Here is a 16,991-nt window from a genome sequence, read left to right on the forward strand (position 1 = left end):
TTGAGAGCGCAATAAATTAAATATAGTATAAATGGTACAACCTATGATAAAATAAGGACTAATGACTCAAGCAATTAGAATAAACAATTTAAAATATAATTATGATGATAATGATACTGTGTTTGATGACTTTAATCTGGAAATCGATGCTGGCCAGTGGTTGGCGTTAGTAGGCCATAATGGTTCAGGAAAATCAACTTTGGCTAAATTGATTTTAGGATTAATTGAAGCGAACAATGGCACCATTACGGTTTTTGGTGAGCAATTGCGTATTGATACAGTTCACCATGTTCGTGAGCAAATTGGTATGGTGTTTCAAAATCCAGATAATCAATTTGTTGGTGCAACTGTCGCTGATGACGTCGCATTTGGTTTAGAAAATAAAGAAATGCCAAGTAGTGATATGCCTAAAGTGATCGATGAAGCGTTAACGATAGTTGGGATGCAAGATTTCAAATATCGAGAGCCACACATGCTGTCTGGTGGGCAAAAACAACGAGTGGCATTGGCGAGTGTTTTAGCCTTACAACCAAAAATTATTATTTTGGATGAAGCTACGGCGATGCTTGATCCAGATGGTCGTGCAACAGTCATGGCAACACTTCAGAATTTAAAACAGCGGTTTGGATCAGAGCTAACACTTATCACAATTACGCATGACATGAATGAAGCAATGTTAGCAGACAGAGTCGTAGTCATTAATGATGGACAACTTATTTTAGATGGTTCGCCATCAGAAGTGTTTAGTCAATGTGATGTGATGCACCACAATGGATTAGAATTACCCTTTGTTGGTGAACTAGCAGTGCGATTAGATCCAAAACCTGATGGTTATTTAGATGAGAGAGAATTAATAAAATGGCTATCAGATTTGAAAAAGTAAATTTCAGTTACGGTGCAGGCACAACATTGGCTCAAAGTATTTTACACGATGTGACACTAGAGATGCCAACGGGTCGAGTCACTGCAGTTGTTGGGCAAACAGGCTCTGGTAAATCAACATTAATTCAGCATATTAATGGTCTCTTAAAACCAACTAGTGGGCGTGTTACCGTAGATAATTTTGAATTAACGAGTCATACCAAGGAAAAAGAATTAGTAAAACTACGCAAGAGCGTTGGTATTGCTTTTCAATTTCCTGAAAACCAGTTATTTGCTAATACTGTTTTAGAAGATGTTATGTATGCGCCTGTAAATTTTGGGGCAACAAAGTCAGAGGCTAAGTTGGCTGCAGAGCGTGCTTTAACACGCACGGGCGTTATGAGAGGTTTGTGGGGGAAATCCCCATTTGAATTGTCAGGCGGTCAGATGCGACGCGTTGCAATGGCTGGTACATTGTCTAGTGACCCGAGCGTTGTGGTAATGGACGAACCAGCTGCTGGCTTGGATCCTAAAGGACAAGGCGAATTATTACAATTAGTTTTAGAACTCAAAAAATTAGGTAAGACGATTATTATCATCTCACATCAAATGGATCATGTTGTTGCAGTAGCAGATCATGTTATTGTTATGCATGAAGGGCGTGTGGTCGCACAGGAATCCCCACAAATATTGTTTAATCGGGATATCACATGGTTTAAGACAATGAAATTAGATCTACCCAAAGCAGGTCAGTTAGCAGAAAAACTACGAGATGAGGGTATTATTTTGTCTAAACGTCCTTTAACTTTAAATGAATTAGCTGATTTGATAAATGCGGAGGTTAGTCATGAATAACATTATGATTGGTCGTTTCGTGCCAGGTAATTCATGGGTACATCGTCTTGACCCACGCACAAAAATGATTGTGACATTTGTGTATATTATTGTGATGCTTTGGGCTAATAATTGGCAAACATATGCTTGGACAGCAGCATTTGTTGTGGCATTGGTTAAATTAACAGATCAACCATTCAAACTGTATTGGGATGGCTTAAAACCAATTTTTTGGTTGATATTATTTACTGTTATTTTACAGCTACTCTTTACACCAGGAACGCCCATATTATTTAGTGTAGGTCCGTTCCAAGTCACAGTACCAGGTATTTTAAATGCCATTTATGTGATGGTACGTTTTGTGTTGATTATTTTAATGTCCACAATTTTGACACTGACAACACCACCAACGAGCATTGCCAATGCACTAGAGTCGCTGCTTAGTCCATTCAAAAAAATTGGCGTCCCAGTTGCAGAATTAGCTTTAATGTTGGCCATTGCTCTTCGTTTTGTACCATTATTAATGGATGAAATGCAAAAAATTATGAATGCACAAAAATCTCGTGGCATGAGTTTTTCAACAGGTGGACCAATTAAACGTGCTAAAGCTATTATTCCGCTTTTAATCCCACTCTTTATAGGGGCACTACAACGGGCTTTAGACTTAGCTAATGCGATGGAGGTGCGTGGCTTTAAAGATGCTGTGCAACGCACTAAATATCGTATTTTGAGTTATCAAAAAATAGATAAAGTGGCATTTACTGCTCTTATTGGGTTTGTAATCATTTTTTTTGTAATTAAAACATGGCTTCACGGATAATTGATAAGGTGATCTGTGTGCTAAATTAGTGGAGGGAAAGTGTGCTAAAAAAATTTGGTACACTGCTAAATCATATGCCAAGATATAAGGCGATAGTTTCTTATGACGGATCAGGATTTTTTGGATTTCAAGTTCAAACTAAGGATGGCGTCGAACGACAACGGACGGTACAAGGCGAGTTGAACAAGGCAGTCAATCAAATGGCTAAAAATCCAACGCATGCCATTAAAGTAGTCGGTGCGTCTCGCACCGACACTGGTGTGCATGCTTTTGGACAAGTTGTGCATTTTGATTTACCATTTGATATTAATGTTATTGGCGTGCGTAAGGGACTTAACACGCTGCTGCCAAAAGATATTATCATTCGATCTGTCGATCAAGTAGCAAATGATTTTCACGCGCGCTTTAATACACATGCTAAACGCTATGTATATCGGGTATCTACCCAGGATTTTACAGACCCATTTAAACGTTTTTATACTGGACATTTTCATTGGAAACTGGACGTTGAACGTATTAAAATAGCCTTACCTGATTTGTTGGGAGAACATGATTTTGCCAGTTTTGCAGCATCTGGCAATCAAACGATTACGACGATACGTACGATTACGCGTGCTGATATTAAGGTGAACAACGACGATCAAGAGCTGATTTTGACTTTTGAAGGAAATGCCTTCCTGTATAATCAGATTAGAATTATGGTCGGTGTCTTGTTAGAGATTGGTAACGGTCGACGTGACGTGCACGATATTATCCGTTTAATAGCAGTTAAAGACAGAGAACAGGCGCGATTCACTGCTCCTGCGAGTGGCTTGTATTTAGATGAAATTTATTATGATTAAATTACCGAAATGAGTTAAGTGATCAGTTTAAAAATCATTTTTATTGAAAAATAATCAAGACGTCATACGTTTAATTTAAACTAATAATTTTAGTTTAAATTATTGACAAATCATCTTATTTTCGGTAAGATTGTAAATGGTATTGTTTACCTCACGATAAGCCCCGGAAACTTATTGTCATTGCGTGACAAGGAACGGTCACGCCTGTAAACAACTAATCAAAGGAGCGCAAACATGCGTACAACATTTTTAGCAAAACCAGGTGAAATAGAAAAGAAGTGGTATATTATTGATGCCAAAGACGTCGTTTTGGGACGTTTGTCAACAGTAGTAGCTTCAATTTTACGTGGAAAGAACAAGCCAACGTTTACACCAAACGTTGACATGGGTGACCATGTTATTATTATTAATGCAGGCGAAATTAAGTTGACTGGTAAAAAAGCCACTGATAAGATTTATTACCATCACTCAAATCACCCAGGTGGTTTGAAGGCTCGCACTGCTGGAAACTATCGTGAATTCAACCCTGAAAAGTTGCTTGAATTGTCAATACACGGTATGTTGCCAAAGAACACTTTGGGTCGTAAGCAAGGTTTGAACTTGCACGTGTTTGCAGGATCAGAACATGGTCATGCAGCACAACAACCTGAAGCACTTGACATCAACACGTTGATTTAAGAAAGGAGAATCTAAATTATGGCTACAGCAGTACAATATGCCGGCACAGGCCGTCGTAAGAACTCAGTTGCTCGTGTGCGTTTGGTTCCAGGTAATGGCCAAATCACAATGAACGGCAAGTCAATCGAAGAATATATTCCTTTCGCTAACTTGCGTGAAGTTGTTTTGCAACCATTTAACACAACTGAAACATTGGGAAATTATGATGTATTAGTTAATGTTATTGGTGGTGGTTATTCTGGTCAAGCTGGTGCAACACGTCACGGTATCGCCCGTGCGTTGTTGACAGTAGATCCTGATTTTCGTGCAGCATTGAAGGCAGCAGGTTTGTTGACTCGTGACTCACGTATGAAGGAACGTAAGAAGCCAGGTTTGAAGAAGGCTCGTAAGGCTTCTCAATTCTCAAAGCGTTAATATTTTATCGCCAAGAAACTGGCTTAAACCCCGTCATGACGGGGTTTTTGTTTACATTTAAATCCCTGTGATCATATCGGTTATAATGATTAAAAACGTCTTAATCTCTAAAATGTCTGTTGACATAGAGACTAAGGCGTTTTTTTTGTGGCATCATTTAATTTTTCTAAGTAAATATAGGAGTTGATTTTCTTCAGCGTCAGTTAACAAACTAAGTAGTTGTTTGGGACTAGTCGTCTCAAAGACGTGCAGTTCTAGATTGGAGATTAAACTTCGAAGAAACTATTAGTTAGGGCTTGACAGTAGGGAGCAGTAAATTTTTTTTGAAATTAATGAATAGTATCACTATAAGTACGGTGAACTATCGCAGTCAAATAAGCAAATTAAGGTAGCAATATCTTTTATTTTACAGCACAAATGTCGATACAAAAAGTTGTTACGCATATTCTAGTAATCCAGTGCGTAACAACTTTTTGTGTTAAAAATGAAATCAAATATAACAATTGTTACAGTCATAATTGTTTTTGAGAATGGCTATGAAGCCTAGTGGCTAATAACAAGCCAATAATTGGCACAATGATAAACCAACCGCTTGTTTTTACTAATGATTGACCAATTGAAACGTGTTCATTGAAAAAAGTCATTAAAATAGTCGCTACGACAACACTACTAGCACCAATAACTTGTCGCATGGTTGTAATGAGTGCTGTGCCATGACTGACTAAATTTTTTGGTAAAGCATTGTTAGCGGCCGTGACAGATGGCATCATAACAAACGCGTTACCGCCTTCTAACAACATAGCAGCGACTAGCCCATAAAACCAAGAAATCGTTCCGGCAAGGGCCAGTAAGGCGTAACCGATGATCATCATCGACATACCAATATAAACTAACTTCTTCAAACCAATTTGATTTAACAAACGGCCTGCACGCGGATTGAGTTGACTGAGAAAAATTGCCGCTGGCACCATTAATAACCCTGACCACAGTGGGGATAAATAAAAAACACGTTGATAAAAAAGTGGCATCAATACGGTTGCAATGATTAAACCGGAGTAAGATATGCCGGTTAGGATTAAACCAGGTAAAAAGCCTTGATATTTAAATACGGTTAAATTTAAAAATGGTTGAGATTGTTTTTGTTGACGTACAACAAAAACAAACAGTAGGAGAATACTCATTATAAAAATAAGCCATGATGTTAAATTAAATCCGGTGCTAGGTAGGCTAGCAATAGTGTATAAAATACCACCAAAACCAATGAGTGTTGTGGCAGATAACCAGTCAAAGTTTGATTGGTTAAGGGAATGTGTGTTTTTTATTAAGTGTTGGAAAGCAATAATTAAAATTAACAAGGTAAAGAAAAACAAAGCAAATAATGCGCGCCAAGACACCCATTGTAAAATAACACCAGAAATAATAGGACCCACAGCTAGCGCTGATCCCATCACGAGTCCAACAACGCCCATTGTGAGACCGCGTTGTTCTTTGGTTGTATTTTCCATGATGACGCTTTGAAATGTTGGAAATAAAGCACCTACAGCCATACCTTCAAGTAATCGGCCAATAATAATGCCTAAAAAATTTGTTGACAACATAGCTATAGCAGTACCAATTAAAAAGATGGTGACAATACTATTTAATAGAGGCTTCAAATGTACATTGTCTAGTAGCCAAGGACTTAGTGGCATAACCAGTGTCATTGCCACCATAAAACCTGTTGTGAGCCATTGTACTGTTGTTGCGCTCACGTTAAAATTTCTCATTAAAATTGGGTAGGCTGTGGTCATTGTGGACTGACTAATTGACATAATAAATGAAATTGATAGCAGCATCAGGGAAAATGGGGTTAATTGGCGTATATTTTTAAACATAATGGCTTCCTTTTTGGTATTGTTTATAATAATTCTAAACTAGTTCATTAGATATTTCAACCTGATAGAGATTTGATAAAACAAAGCAAATAAAAATGATAGTAGCTTTAATTTAGAACCATTCTTGATAAAAAATAAAATGTGATGTACTATAGAGTAAGAATAAGTATTCGGAGGAATTAAAAATGGTAATCGAACCATCAAAAGCACAAGATGTATGGAAAGATATTGGTGAGCATGTTCAATTCACTGTTTTAAAATTAAAACGAACAAATCAAGTTGCAGTACAAGAAGCAATTCAGGAATTTGCTGATCGTTCTCAAGCTATTATTCGATCTTTGAGGATTCGTGATTCAAAAGTAGCTGAATCAGAATTAAAGGTATCTTTTGGATTCAGCAGCTCTGCTTGGGATTATTTATTTCCTAATCAACCAAAACCGGCTGAATTAGAAACTTATGAATCATTATCAGGACCACAATACAGTATGCCAGCGACTGGGGGGGATATCTTTTTTCATATTCGTGCCAGTAATGAAGCTGTTGTGTATGAGGCACAGACACAATTTATGCGCTTTTTAAGAGAAGTGACTACAGTTGTCGATGAGACAAAAGGTTTCCGTTATTTTGAAGGACGCGCAATTATTGGATTTATAGATGGGACAGAAGCACCAGCTGTTGAAGATGCAGCGCCATATGCGCTGGTTGGTGAAGAAGATAAAGAATTTATTAATGGATCATATGCTTTCGCACAAAAATGGCTTCATAATATGGACATCTGGCAACATCTTAAGACTGAAGAGCAAGAAAAGGCTGTTGGTCGTGAAAAATTTACTGACATTGAGTTGAAAGATGAAGATAAGCTTCAAAATGCCCATAATGTTGCCTCTAAATTAGAACAGGATGGTGAAGAACAAAAAATTATTCGAATGAACGTACCATTTTCAGAACCAGCATCTGGTAAAACTGGCACTTACTTCATGGGTTATTCACGTCATTGGTCAATTACAAAAGGCATGTTGGAAAATATGCTTGAAAAATCTGATTTTCTGTTAAGCTTTTCCGATATTTTATCTGGTCAACTTTTTTTTATTCCTTCTCGTGATACTTTAGCTGAAATTGCTGATGGCCATTTTAATGATTAATCATTAAAATGGGGAATTTTATGTTTCAGTGACATAATATTGACAAATTAAAAAAACGAAGCGTTGACATCAAATCAGCGCTTCGTTTTTTAAAAATAAACTCATTAAATAATATATGTTACAAATAATTCACGTTCTAATTTTGAAAGTTCGACAGTTAGGAGTGAACCTGTTTCGTCGTATGATTCGGATAAGAAGGTATGATTGGCTGCTAATTTGGCCTGTACAGCACCTTGATCAAAGGGAATGTGTAAGGTAACTATTTCAACATCGTTAAAGATGTGTTTTTTAATTAAATCAATTAACGCTGTTTGGGAATCTGAATCCAGCGCTGAAATTGTAATAGCATTTTCCCCTGATAGTTCAGGATAGGTTAGTTCGGTACGATCAGCTTTATTGTAAATTGTAATCATAGGTATATCAGTGATACCGACTTCAGATAGTGTTTTTTCGGTGGTCGCCATCATGTCTTTGTGATGTTCATCGGACACATCAACAACATGTAACAAGAGATCGGCATTTGCAGCTTCTTGCAAAGTTGACTGAAAGGCTGCGACCAAGTTGTGAGGTAATTTTGAAACAAATCCAACGGTATCACTCAATAAAAATTGTTTTTTATCTGGCAAAGTCAATTGTCGGACTGTTGTATTGAGAGTTGCAAATAACATATCCTTTTCGAAAACTTGTTTAGAATCTGCTGTGTCGGATCCGACACCAAATCTTTCAAGTAGACGATTCATTAAAGTGGATTTGCCCGCGTTGGTATAACCGACCAAGGCAACATTTGGTAAGTCATTTTCTTGTCGACGCGCAGACCTAGTGGTATCACCTTTTTTTAAGTCAGATAAGTCCTGACGAATATGAACCATTTGGGCAGTAATACGACGACGAGATTCTTCTAACTTAGTCTCACCGGATCCACGAGAGGTGAAACCACTACCACCGGAACCGGTTTGTTGGTCTAAGCTGACAGACATACTGGTACGTAAGCGCGGCAGTTGATATTGTAGTCGTGCTAACTGAACTTGTAGTTTGGCTTCTTTTGTTTGCGCTCGTTGTGCGAAAATATCTAAAATTAGGCCGGTTCTATCAAGGACAGTTGCGTTTGTTGCTTTTTCTAAGTTGCGAATCTGTGAAGGGGATAACTCATCATTTGCAACAATCATATCAACATCATAAGTTTTAACAGCTTCAGCTAGTTCTTCTACCTTTCCTTTACCAAAATATGTGGCAGGATTAGGTCTTTCAAGCTTTTGTGTAAATGTTTCAACTGGCTCTAAGTTATTGGCTGTTGTCAGGTTTGCCAGTTCTTCTAATTCATAAGTTAAGTTAGTATTGCTTGCGGTTAATCCGACTAGAAAAACCTGGCGGGGTGTGTCAATATTTGAGTGTTGCTGTGCCATAAAAAAAACCTCCAGTGTATATGAGACTGGGGGCATTTTGACATGTTGAAGGCAAAATTGCAAACCAATCTCAAGATGTACATACAAAAATAGTCAAGTTACCTTCGTATGCGGAATCTTAAAATTTAATCAACAATGCATTGCACTTCCTTTATTTAAGTTAATATTAGTCTAACAGTTTTTGAGGATATTGTCCATTAAAAAACTGTTGTATCATCATTAAAACGAGAGATATTTGCTGAATTTGGTAGTAATTCAATTTGCATGAGGGCACCATTTTTAACAGCATCACCTGCAAGATCGTGCCGATTTAATTTGTCTGCAATGCCTCGAATTGTTGTGCCGTGTGATACGATTAAAATATTGTCGCCATCCTGATGGCGATCACGAATATCATCAAATCCATGAGATACGCGTGTCCACCATTGTTCATCATTTTCTGCAAAATTGAACGGGTCTGCTAATCTAATTGTGTTCATCGTTTCAGCCATGCCATACTCAGTTATAAGGTCTGAGTAGGTGGTAAAAGTTTTGGTTGTATACGCACTAAGCGTCATTGCAACAATCTCACTGTCGATACCTTCAAACGAACCGAAAAATTGCTCTCGAAAATCAGGCAGTTCATGTGGTTCAACAGGAGAGTGGGATGCATTATTTTTTAAAATGTAACGTGCAGTGTGGATAGCACGTGTTAAATCAGAAGAGTAGACACCATCAAAATGGATATTAGCTAATCTTGAGCCTGCATCTAGCCCATGTTGAATACCTTTTGATGTTAATGGGGCATCTGACCAACCTTGAAAACGATGTAAAAAATTAAAGTAAGTTTCGCCATGTCGAACAATATAAAGATTAATAGCCATAATTGTGGGTATGTACATCACATGTGTAAAATATATGATAGATTGGAGCAGTTGTTATTGCTCCAATATGTGTTCGTGTGAATATATTATTAACACTAGTTAGTACATTATTCTCCTAAAGTTTATTATTTCTATTTTAACATTTAATTGATATAAATTCTTGAACAAAAAAACCGCCTAAGCGGTTTCGGGATTAATTAAGTTGATTTGTGATTTCTGAAGATTCTTCATTTTGTTTATTCTCATCTTCATCAAAAATACCATTGTTATTTCGATCTTGTCTAGGAGTTGGTAGTACTTTCACGGTGAACTGAGAGATGTAAGCATTATCATAATCTAACGCAGTTAATCGGAAATTAGCAACCTTCATGGTGTCACCAGCTCGAAATTCGGGATCTTCATTCAATACATAGCCGGTCAAAGTGACAGCATCGTTATCTTCTAATTCTTTAACGTTCTGGTTGAAATATCTTTCAAAGTCATAAAGTGTCATTTTACCAGAAACTTTATAATGATGGTCTCCAAGTTTTTCGATATAGTCATCTGATACATCGTCGATTTCATCTCGAACTGTACCAAAAAGTTCTTCATAAATATCTTTATCGGTAATTAAACCACTTGTGCCACCGTATTCATCCACAACAATGGCAATTGGTGAGCGTTTGATGATCATTTCATCCATAACGTCATGTAAATCCATATTCTCAGGAACGGCTGGAATGTCACGCATAATTTTAGAGACTGGATCAGTATCTTTAATTCGTGCTTGTCTGACTAAATCATAGTTGAAGACATAACCTAAAACCTTGTCCTTATCGTTATCTGCAATGACAGGGAAACGGGAATAACGTTCTTGCAAATACAAATTAAGTGCATCAGCAATGGGTGTTTTGACGTCAATTGCAGTCATAGATGTGCGATCAATCATAATATCAACAGCAACTTTATCATTCATTTCAAAAGCACGTTTCATAAATGTTAAGTCTTCTGCGTCTAACTCTCCTGCAGCAGCAGCATTCTTAGATAAAGATAGAATTTCAGTTTGCGAATAAATGTCTTCTTCACCATCAGTACGAAATCCCAACAAATGTGTAATAACGTTTGATAAATGATCTAATGCCCAAATCATTGGGAAAAGTGTAATGTGAAAAAAGCGAACAGGGCGGACAATAAAGAGTAAGACTTTAACGGGGGACTCAATAGCGATATTTTTGGGAACCAAGTCAGTAAATACAGCATGAACTATTGTAAAAATAATCATGGCAGAAACTGAGGCAACCGCGCGCGCATATTCAGGTGGTAAGGCACCCGAGTTTAGAATAATATTAGCGACGGTTTCTTCACCGACCCAACCTAATATTAAACTTGTTAATGTAATACCGACTTGTGCAGTCGATAAATATTCAGTTAGATGGGTCACCATGTGAATGGCATTGGCGATGTTTCGTGAAGGTTTTTCACGCTTTTCCTGCAAATCCCGTAAAGCACTGAGACGGACTTTCACCAAAGAATATTCTGTTAATGTAAACAAAATAGCGAGTAGTAGCACCACAACAATAATGACAAAGTTGAGGAGCATAGACGGACCAGAATCCAAATTCGTAAACCTCTTTTCTAATGTGTAACTATTCGCTATTATACCAGAAAAAAATGAAAAATCTAAGCCATTTATAAAAATTATAAGGTTTAAAAAAAGCGAACAATTTCTGATAACTGTATACGGATAAAAGATAAAGTCGAACAAAATTTCGGGTGGGTTCTTAATTAAATTAACCACTGGCCTATTTAAAGTTTGATAGAACAGGTATAGAACAACTTTTATAAATTTTTTATGTTTAATTTAATTTGTGATTACTGATGGTTTACTTTGATATGACAGCGTTTTTAACGTTCGTCTATTTAGCTTGTGAAAAAAATTGTAGTATTTCTTTTGTATATACTGAATTCAGTGCGACATATCGAACAATTGTTTGTGAAGACGCATGTTGTCCTTGTTATTTTTTTAAAAACAGGTAAACTAGCTAGTAACAGATATTTGATTTTATGATGAAAAAATGAAAAATAATAAATATTATTAAAGAGGTGCCTTATGGAGAAAGTAACAGTATATACAAAGTACGATTGTGTACAATGCAAAATGACAAAAAAGTTTTTGGAAACACAGGGTATTCCGTTTAAAGAGATCAACATTGAAGAAAATACACAGTATGTTGATACACTAAAAGCGGATGGCTTTCGTCAAACACCAGTTGTGTCAATCGAAGGGATGCCAAAATTTTCTGGCTTCCGCCCAGATGTATTAAAGCAGATTTCAGCTTAAACTGAATGAAATTAACATCGTGAGGCAATCAACCGATGTTTTTTTATTTTAGTTAGAAACATAAATTGTGAGACGTATAGAGGACAAAATTCATGCCATTAAAAGAACTTAACTTGGATCAAGTGACTTATTTTGATTTAAATAATCAAGTCAATATTCCTAAAAATAATCAAATTCAGCTCGAAAAGGATCAAGAAGCACTTGATGCTTTTTTAAAAGAGAATGTCTGGCCAAATGTCATTCAGTTTGAATCATTAGCAGACCGCTTTGAGTGGTTGTTTGAAAATGATTTTTTGGAACGTGCATTTATTGAGAAATACCGTCTTGCGTTTATTGAAAAATTGTACACTTATTTAGAAAGCCAACATTTTAATTTCAAGTCATTTATGGCAGCATTCAAGTTTTATAATCAATACGCTTTGAAAACTAATGATGGGCAACATTACGTTGAAACCTATGTAGATCGTGTAGCAATGAATGCTTTATATTATGCCGATGGTCGTGAAGAATTAGCATTGCGTTTAGCTGACGAAATGATTCATCAACGTTATCAACCTGCCACACCGAGTTTTTTGAATGCTGGCCGTGCGCGTCGTGGTGAATTAGTGTCGTGCTTTATTATACAAACATCTGATGATATGAACTCGATTGGTCGAACAGTTAACTCAGCATTGCAATTGTCAAAAATGGGTGGTGGTGTTGGTATCAATGTGTCAAATGTTCGAGAAGCTGGAGCCCCAGTTATGGGAATTGCGAATTCTGCTGGTGGTATTGTACCAATTATGAAATTACTGGAAGATTCCTTTACTTTTTCTTCCCAAGTTGGCGCGCGACAAGGTGCTGGTGTTGTTTATCTATCAGTGTTCCATCCTGATATCATGGCATTTCTGTCAACAAAAAAAGAAAATGCTGATGAAAAAATACGTGTTAAAACATTGTCATTGGGATTAACAATTCCTGATAAGTTTTATGATTTAGTGCGTAAAAACGACGTCATGTATCTATTTAGTCCAGTTGATGTTGAAAAAGTGTACGGCAAACCATTTAACTATATTGATATTACATCTGAATATGATAATATGGTGAATAACGATAAGATTACTAAATATCATGTCAATGCACGTTTTTTGGAAGAAGAAATATCAAAATTGCAACAAGAATCTGGTTATCCCTATGTCATTAACATTGATGTTGCTAATCGTGCCAATCCAATTGCTGGAAAAATTATTTCATCCAACTTATGTTCAGAAATTTTACAAGTACAAACACCATCTGAATTAGATAATGGGCAACAGTATACGCGTTTAGGTTCAGATGTGAGTTGCAACTTGGGATCAATCAATATTGTTAATATGATGGCAACAAATAACTTTGGTGAATCAGTGGATACAATGGTGCGTGCGTTGACATATGTATCAGACACATCAAACTTAGATGTTGTGCCATCAATTGCCAAGGGGAACACTGAAAAGCATGCCATTGGTTTAGGAGCTATGGGCTTAGCCGCTTACTTTGCTCAAAATAAAATGTATTATGGAGATGAGGAGTCTCTGGACTTTACAACAACATTCTTTATGACATTGAATTATTATTCAATTAAAGCGTCGATGGCGATTGCTAAAGAACGAAACGACACTTTTTTTGAATTTGAAAAATCTACGTATGCTGATGGTTCTTACTTTGATAAGTATCTAGAGAAAGATTGGGCGCCGCGTACACAAAAAGTCGCTGTATCGTTTGCCAAACATAATATCCCAACGAAGCATGACTGGGCAGAATTAAAAGCTGATGTCGCAAAATATGGTATGTATAATGCCTATCGTCATGCTATTGCGCCAACAGGTTCTATTTCCTATGTTAATGATACAACAGCAACCTTATTGCCAATTGTAAATAAAATAGAAGAACGTCAAGAGGGTATGATTGGAAAAGTTTATTATCCAGCTCCTGGTTTGAATAATGAAACAATGCCATACTACGTCTCAGCGTATGATATAGACATGCGTAAAGTGATTGATATCTATGCGGCTGCTCAGGAACATATCGATCAAGGAATGGCGTTAACTTTGTTTATGCGTTCGACGTTATCAAATGATTTGTATGAATGGAAAAAAGGTCGAACAGATAAAATGACGACGCGTGATTTGACTATTTTACGTCATTATGCGTTTAACAAGGGAATCAAATCATTGTACTATATACGAACATTTACTGATGATAACCAAGAATCAGGTGTGAATGAATGTGAGAGCTGCTCAATTTAGTTTTAAAAATAAATCGTCTAATTATTTGTGAGATGGTTTATTTGTACATACAGCATAGCAGTAATTGAAGGACACTAATTATTTATGACAAAAATCAATGTTTTATATACCTCAACTGAGGGGAACACACAATCTTTTGTGGAAAAATTACAAGTAGTGGCTGAAAAAAATGATGATATACTTGAAGCACGTATGATTGGTGATGAGACAGAGTACGCCAATGAAACAGAACCCTATGTTGCCGTGGTTCCCACCTATTTAACTGGGGGAACGGGAATTGGTCCAGAAGTGACAGAAATTTTTACGAGTGCCTTAGGAGACTATTTATCATTTGGGCGTAATAGTCAGTATTTAAAAGGTATTATTGGATCGGGAAATCGTAATTTCAATGTACAATTTAATTTAACAGCGTTACGTTATGCCGACAAATTTAATGTGCCAATGCTATTTGCCTTTGAACTGCGGGGTAGCATATTTGATGCAGAGAAAGCCTATAACTTAATAAAACCTTTATTTGGAGAATAAAACTTATGAAACATTTAAAAGATAACTCATATACAGCAATTAACTGGAATACAATTGAAGATGAACTTGATAAGGCAACCTGGGAAAAATTGACACAACAGTTTTGGCTCGATACACGTATTCCAATTTCCAACGATTTGAAAACGTGGCGTGGTAATATGTCAAATCAAGAACGTCAAACGATGAATTTGGTATTTGGTGGACTGACAACTTTGGATACATTGCAATCACAAGATGGCATGGCGCAATTAAAATTAGATGTTGTTAATCAAAAAGAAGAGGCAGTGTTGAATAATATTCAATTTATGGAATCTGTTCATGCTAAGTCATATTCATCTATTTTTGAAACGTTAAATGAAAAAACAGAAATTGAAGCTATTTTTGATTGGGCTGATACGAATGAATTTTTGCAATACAAGGCTAACCGTATTAATGGTATTTATCAAACTGGATCACCATTGCAAAAGAAAATAGCGTCAGTATTTTTGGAAACATTTCTGTTTTATTCTGGCTTTTATACACCGTTATATTTTTTAGGGCACAATAAAATGTTGAATGTTGCAGAAATTATTAAATTAATTATACGTGACGAATCTGTTCATGGCACATACATTGGTTATAAATTCCAAATCGGTTTTAACCAACTACCAGCAGGAGAAAAAAGTGAGTTACAAAGCTGGATGTATGATTTGCTTTATGAATTATACGAAAATGAAGAGAAGTATACACATCAATTGTATGATGATTTAGGTTGGACAGAACAGGTGTTAACTTTCTTGCGTTACAACGCTAACAAGGCGTTAATGAACTTGGGTCAGGAGCCAATGTTTCCAGACGGTGCGGATGATGTCAACCCAGTTGTTATGAATGGCATTTCAACCTCAACGGCTAATCATGACTTTTTCTCTGGTGTGGGAAATGGTTATTTACTTGGCGCAGTTGAAGCCATGGAAGAAGATGATTATAATATTAGCAATAATTGATCATAAAATAAAACCTCTTAATATCATTTAATGATATTAAGAGGTTTTATTTTAAATTTCATCGTGTTTAAATAATGCAATATGATTTTGTAAAAATATTGCTAGTTTGGGATACAGAGAGGCAGAAAGAATAACCCAACTATAGGCAAACAAAACTGCTGCAACGGTATCACTGAAGAAATGGGCATTAAAGTAAATGCGACTTAGCATGGTCATCAATCCTATTGTGATACTAATCCAATTAATTAGTACCTGCGTGTAGGTAGAATTTATGTTAGGAGTCACGAGAATTGCAATGATAAATATGACAATAAATAAACCAAAGACATGCGTACTTGGAAACGAAGACGAACTATCAGCCAGTAAATGTCCTACTGGCCGTGTACGGCCAACAATAATCCTTATTAAGGCTAGAAATACATCACCTGATATAATAGTAGCAATGGTCCAAATGGCTGGTATATGAAGTTTGGCAATAATAAGAATACCAGCTAAAATAAGTATGTAAACAACATCAACCACAGGATTGCCCAGAAAAGTAGCAATAGCCATCACAACGTCACCGTATCCGGTTTGTATGTTGGCAAACCAACGGTGGATGCTATTATCAAGCATGGCTGGGAGTATGACATTAAATTTAATTAAGATGGCTAAGGTCATAGCAATGATACAACTGATGACTGCTTGCCGGCGTTGTTTGTTTGTAATAGATACGATCATGTTGTACGACTCCAAATGCGGATTTTTACCTTACTCTAGTATAATGAAAGATACTGATATAAACAAGGCTATTGGAGCAGCAAATAAATAATAATCCACTTATTTAGATTACAAATTCAAAAATTGTAGTTAACAATGTTTAATTTATTATCAAAAATATGTCATTGTAGGAATTTTCAAAAAGGGGTTGTCAACTGTGCTGAAATTTGATATGATTATATAGTTGTTTGAGATATGGGAGTGTAGCGAAGTCTGGCTAAACGCGACGGACTGTAACTCCGTTCCTTCGGGTTCGTAGGTTCGAATCCTACCGCTCCCATAGCCGATTTAATAGTTAACGGCTAAAAAGATTAACTATTGCCCCTTCGCCAAGTGGTAAGGCAGTGGTTTTTGGTACCGCTATGCGCTGGTTCGAATCCAGCAGGGGCAATATAATAAATTAAAAAGA

General features: G+C 36.5%; 16 protein-coding genes and 2 tRNA genes. 13 read left to right on the top strand and 5 right to left on the bottom strand.

The genetic code is table 11. The annotated features are described in order from the left end of the window. Positions 1 to 61 precede the first annotated feature (61 nt). From EUI_RS0109815 to rpsI, 6 genes are all read left to right on the top strand, one after another. Positions 62 to 883 carry an energy-coupling factor transporter ATPase gene (locus tag EUI_RS0109815; protein WP_010687983.1) on the top strand — a complete coding sequence of 274 codons (822 nt, stop codon included), beginning with the start codon at positions 62 to 64 and terminating at the stop codon, positions 881 to 883. After that, positions 859 to 1,716 (top strand): energy-coupling factor transporter ATPase, encoded by an 858-nt coding sequence (locus tag EUI_RS0109820; protein WP_010687984.1) that lies wholly within the window; start codon positions 859 to 861, stop codon positions 1,714 to 1,716. Before EUI_RS0109815 ends, EUI_RS0109820 begins: the two co-directional genes overlap by 25 nt. Beyond that, a complete protein-coding gene (locus tag EUI_RS0109825) occupies positions 1,709 to 2,515 on the top strand; it encodes an energy-coupling factor transporter transmembrane component T family protein (protein WP_010687985.1) in 807 nt (268 codons plus the stop codon). Before EUI_RS0109820 ends, EUI_RS0109825 begins: the two co-directional genes overlap by 8 nt. A gap of 74 nt (positions 2,516 to 2,589) precedes the next feature. Next, positions 2,590 to 3,357, top strand: coding sequence for a tRNA pseudouridine(38-40) synthase TruA (gene truA / locus EUI_RS0109830; protein WP_014947696.1), 768 nt, complete (start codon positions 2,590 to 2,592; stop codon positions 3,355 to 3,357). 234 nt (positions 3,358 to 3,591) lie between these two features. Beyond that, on the top strand, positions 3,592 to 4,035 hold the full coding sequence (gene rplM / locus EUI_RS0109835; RefSeq protein ID WP_010687987.1) for a 50S ribosomal protein L13: 444 nt from the start codon (positions 3,592 to 3,594) through the stop codon (positions 4,033 to 4,035). Positions 4,036 to 4,053: 18 nt separating this feature from the next. Next, the gene (gene rpsI, locus EUI_RS0109840) at positions 4,054 to 4,449 is read left to right on the top strand and encodes a 30S ribosomal protein S9 (RefSeq protein ID WP_010389963.1); all 396 of its coding nucleotides are present in this window, start codon (positions 4,054 to 4,056) and stop codon (positions 4,447 to 4,449) included. Between the two features lie 512 nt (positions 4,450 to 4,961). Here rpsI and EUI_RS0109845 read toward each other — a convergent pair. Further along, entirely contained in the window at positions 4,962 to 6,323 is a 1,362-nt protein-coding gene (locus EUI_RS0109845; RefSeq protein ID WP_010687988.1) for an MFS transporter, read from the bottom strand. Positions 6,324 to 6,508: 185 nt separating this feature from the next. Here EUI_RS0109845 and EUI_RS0109850 point away from each other — a divergent pair, with 185 nt between their 5' ends. Next, positions 6,509 to 7,465: a Dyp-type peroxidase gene (locus EUI_RS0109850; protein WP_010687989.1), complete on the top strand. Its 957-nt coding sequence runs from the start codon at positions 6,509 to 6,511 to the stop codon at positions 7,463 to 7,465. 104 nt (positions 7,466 to 7,569) lie between these two features. Here EUI_RS0109850 and hflX read toward each other — a convergent pair whose 3' ends face one another. The 3 genes from hflX to EUI_RS0109865 form a co-directional block, all read right to left on the bottom strand. Further along, positions 7,570 to 8,868: a GTPase HflX gene (hflX, locus tag EUI_RS0109855; RefSeq protein WP_010687990.1), complete on the bottom strand. Its 1,299-nt coding sequence runs from the start codon at positions 8,866 to 8,868 to the stop codon at positions 7,570 to 7,572. 197 nt (positions 8,869 to 9,065) lie between these two features. Further along, on the bottom strand, positions 9,066 to 9,731 hold the full coding sequence (locus EUI_RS0109860) for a histidine phosphatase family protein (protein WP_010687991.1): 666 nt from the start codon (positions 9,729 to 9,731) through the stop codon (positions 9,066 to 9,068). A 193-nt stretch (positions 9,732 to 9,924) separates the two neighbouring features. After that, complete coding sequence (locus EUI_RS0109865; RefSeq protein WP_010687992.1) at positions 9,925 to 11,328, bottom strand: hemolysin family protein; 1,404 nt, start codon at positions 11,326 to 11,328, stop codon at positions 9,925 to 9,927. A gap of 492 nt (positions 11,329 to 11,820) precedes the next feature. On the opposite strand from EUI_RS0109865, the gene nrdH reads away from it, so the two are divergent. From nrdH to nrdF, 4 genes are all read left to right on the top strand, one after another. Beyond that, a complete protein-coding gene (nrdH, locus tag EUI_RS10205; RefSeq protein ID WP_010687993.1) occupies positions 11,821 to 12,051 on the top strand; it encodes a glutaredoxin-like protein NrdH in 231 nt (76 codons plus the stop codon). Positions 12,052 to 12,143: 92 nt separating this feature from the next. Further along, complete coding sequence (gene nrdE, locus EUI_RS0109875) at positions 12,144 to 14,315, top strand: class 1b ribonucleoside-diphosphate reductase subunit alpha (RefSeq protein ID WP_010687994.1); 2,172 nt, start codon at positions 12,144 to 12,146, stop codon at positions 14,313 to 14,315. Positions 14,316 to 14,399: 84 nt separating this feature from the next. After that, complete coding sequence (locus EUI_RS0109880) at positions 14,400 to 14,840, top strand: class Ib ribonucleoside-diphosphate reductase assembly flavoprotein NrdI (RefSeq protein ID WP_010687995.1); 441 nt, start codon at positions 14,400 to 14,402, stop codon at positions 14,838 to 14,840. Between the two features lie 5 nt (positions 14,841 to 14,845). Beyond that, positions 14,846 to 15,823, top strand: coding sequence for a class 1b ribonucleoside-diphosphate reductase subunit beta (gene nrdF / locus EUI_RS0109885; protein ID WP_010687996.1), 978 nt, complete (start codon positions 14,846 to 14,848; stop codon positions 15,821 to 15,823). Between the two features lie 51 nt (positions 15,824 to 15,874). Here the strand turns inward: nrdF and EUI_RS0109890 are convergent, their stop codons facing one another. Continuing rightward, positions 15,875 to 16,543, bottom strand: coding sequence for a phosphatase PAP2 family protein (locus EUI_RS0109890; protein WP_010687997.1), 669 nt, complete (start codon positions 16,541 to 16,543; stop codon positions 15,875 to 15,877). 236 nt (positions 16,544 to 16,779) lie between these two features. Here EUI_RS0109890 and EUI_RS0109895 point away from each other — a divergent pair. Next, a tRNA-Tyr gene (locus EUI_RS0109895) sits at positions 16,780 to 16,862 on the top strand. A gap of 39 nt (positions 16,863 to 16,901) precedes the next feature. Continuing rightward, positions 16,902 to 16,973: transfer RNA gene (locus tag EUI_RS0109900), tRNA-Gln, on the top strand. The last annotated feature ends 18 nt before the right edge of the window (positions 16,974 to 16,991 follow it).

The organism is Leuconostoc gelidum subsp. gelidum KCTC 3527, assembly GCF_000166715.1.
In the GTDB taxonomy this organism is placed as follows: Bacteria; Bacillota; Bacilli; order Lactobacillales; family Lactobacillaceae; genus Leuconostoc; species Leuconostoc gelidum.

Coding starts and splice junctions, on each gene's coding strand:
- nrdH (WP_010687993.1), top strand. CDS start 11,821: ATGGAGAAAGTAACAGTATATACAAAGTACGATTGTGTACAATGCAAA.
- EUI_RS0109880 (WP_010687995.1), top strand. CDS start 14,400: ATGACAAAAATCAATGTTTTATATACCTCAACTGAGGGGAACACACAA.
- EUI_RS0109825 (WP_010687985.1), top strand. CDS start 1,709: ATGAATAACATTATGATTGGTCGTTTCGTGCCAGGTAATTCATGGGTA.
- rplM (WP_010687987.1), top strand. CDS start 3,592: ATGCGTACAACATTTTTAGCAAAACCAGGTGAAATAGAAAAGAAGTGG.
- EUI_RS0109890 (WP_010687997.1), bottom strand. CDS start 16,543: ATGATCGTATCTATTACAAACAAACAACGCCGGCAAGCAGTCATCAGT.
- EUI_RS0109820 (WP_010687984.1), top strand. CDS start 859: ATGGCTATCAGATTTGAAAAAGTAAATTTCAGTTACGGTGCAGGCACA.
- EUI_RS0109860 (WP_010687991.1), bottom strand. CDS start 9,731: ATGGCTATTAATCTTTATATTGTTCGACATGGCGAAACTTACTTTAAT.
- EUI_RS0109815 (WP_010687983.1), top strand. CDS start 62: ATGACTCAAGCAATTAGAATAAACAATTTAAAATATAATTATGATGAT.
- hflX (WP_010687990.1), bottom strand. CDS start 8,868: ATGGCACAGCAACACTCAAATATTGACACACCCCGCCAGGTTTTTCTA.
- rpsI (WP_010389963.1), top strand. CDS start 4,054: ATGGCTACAGCAGTACAATATGCCGGCACAGGCCGTCGTAAGAACTCA.
- nrdF (WP_010687996.1), top strand. CDS start 14,846: ATGAAACATTTAAAAGATAACTCATATACAGCAATTAACTGGAATACA.
- truA (WP_014947696.1), top strand. CDS start 2,590: ATGCCAAGATATAAGGCGATAGTTTCTTATGACGGATCAGGATTTTTT.
- nrdE (WP_010687994.1), top strand. CDS start 12,144: ATGCCATTAAAAGAACTTAACTTGGATCAAGTGACTTATTTTGATTTA.
- EUI_RS0109850 (WP_010687989.1), top strand. CDS start 6,509: ATGGTAATCGAACCATCAAAAGCACAAGATGTATGGAAAGATATTGGT.
- EUI_RS0109845 (WP_010687988.1), bottom strand. CDS start 6,323: ATGTTTAAAAATATACGCCAATTAACCCCATTTTCCCTGATGCTGCTA.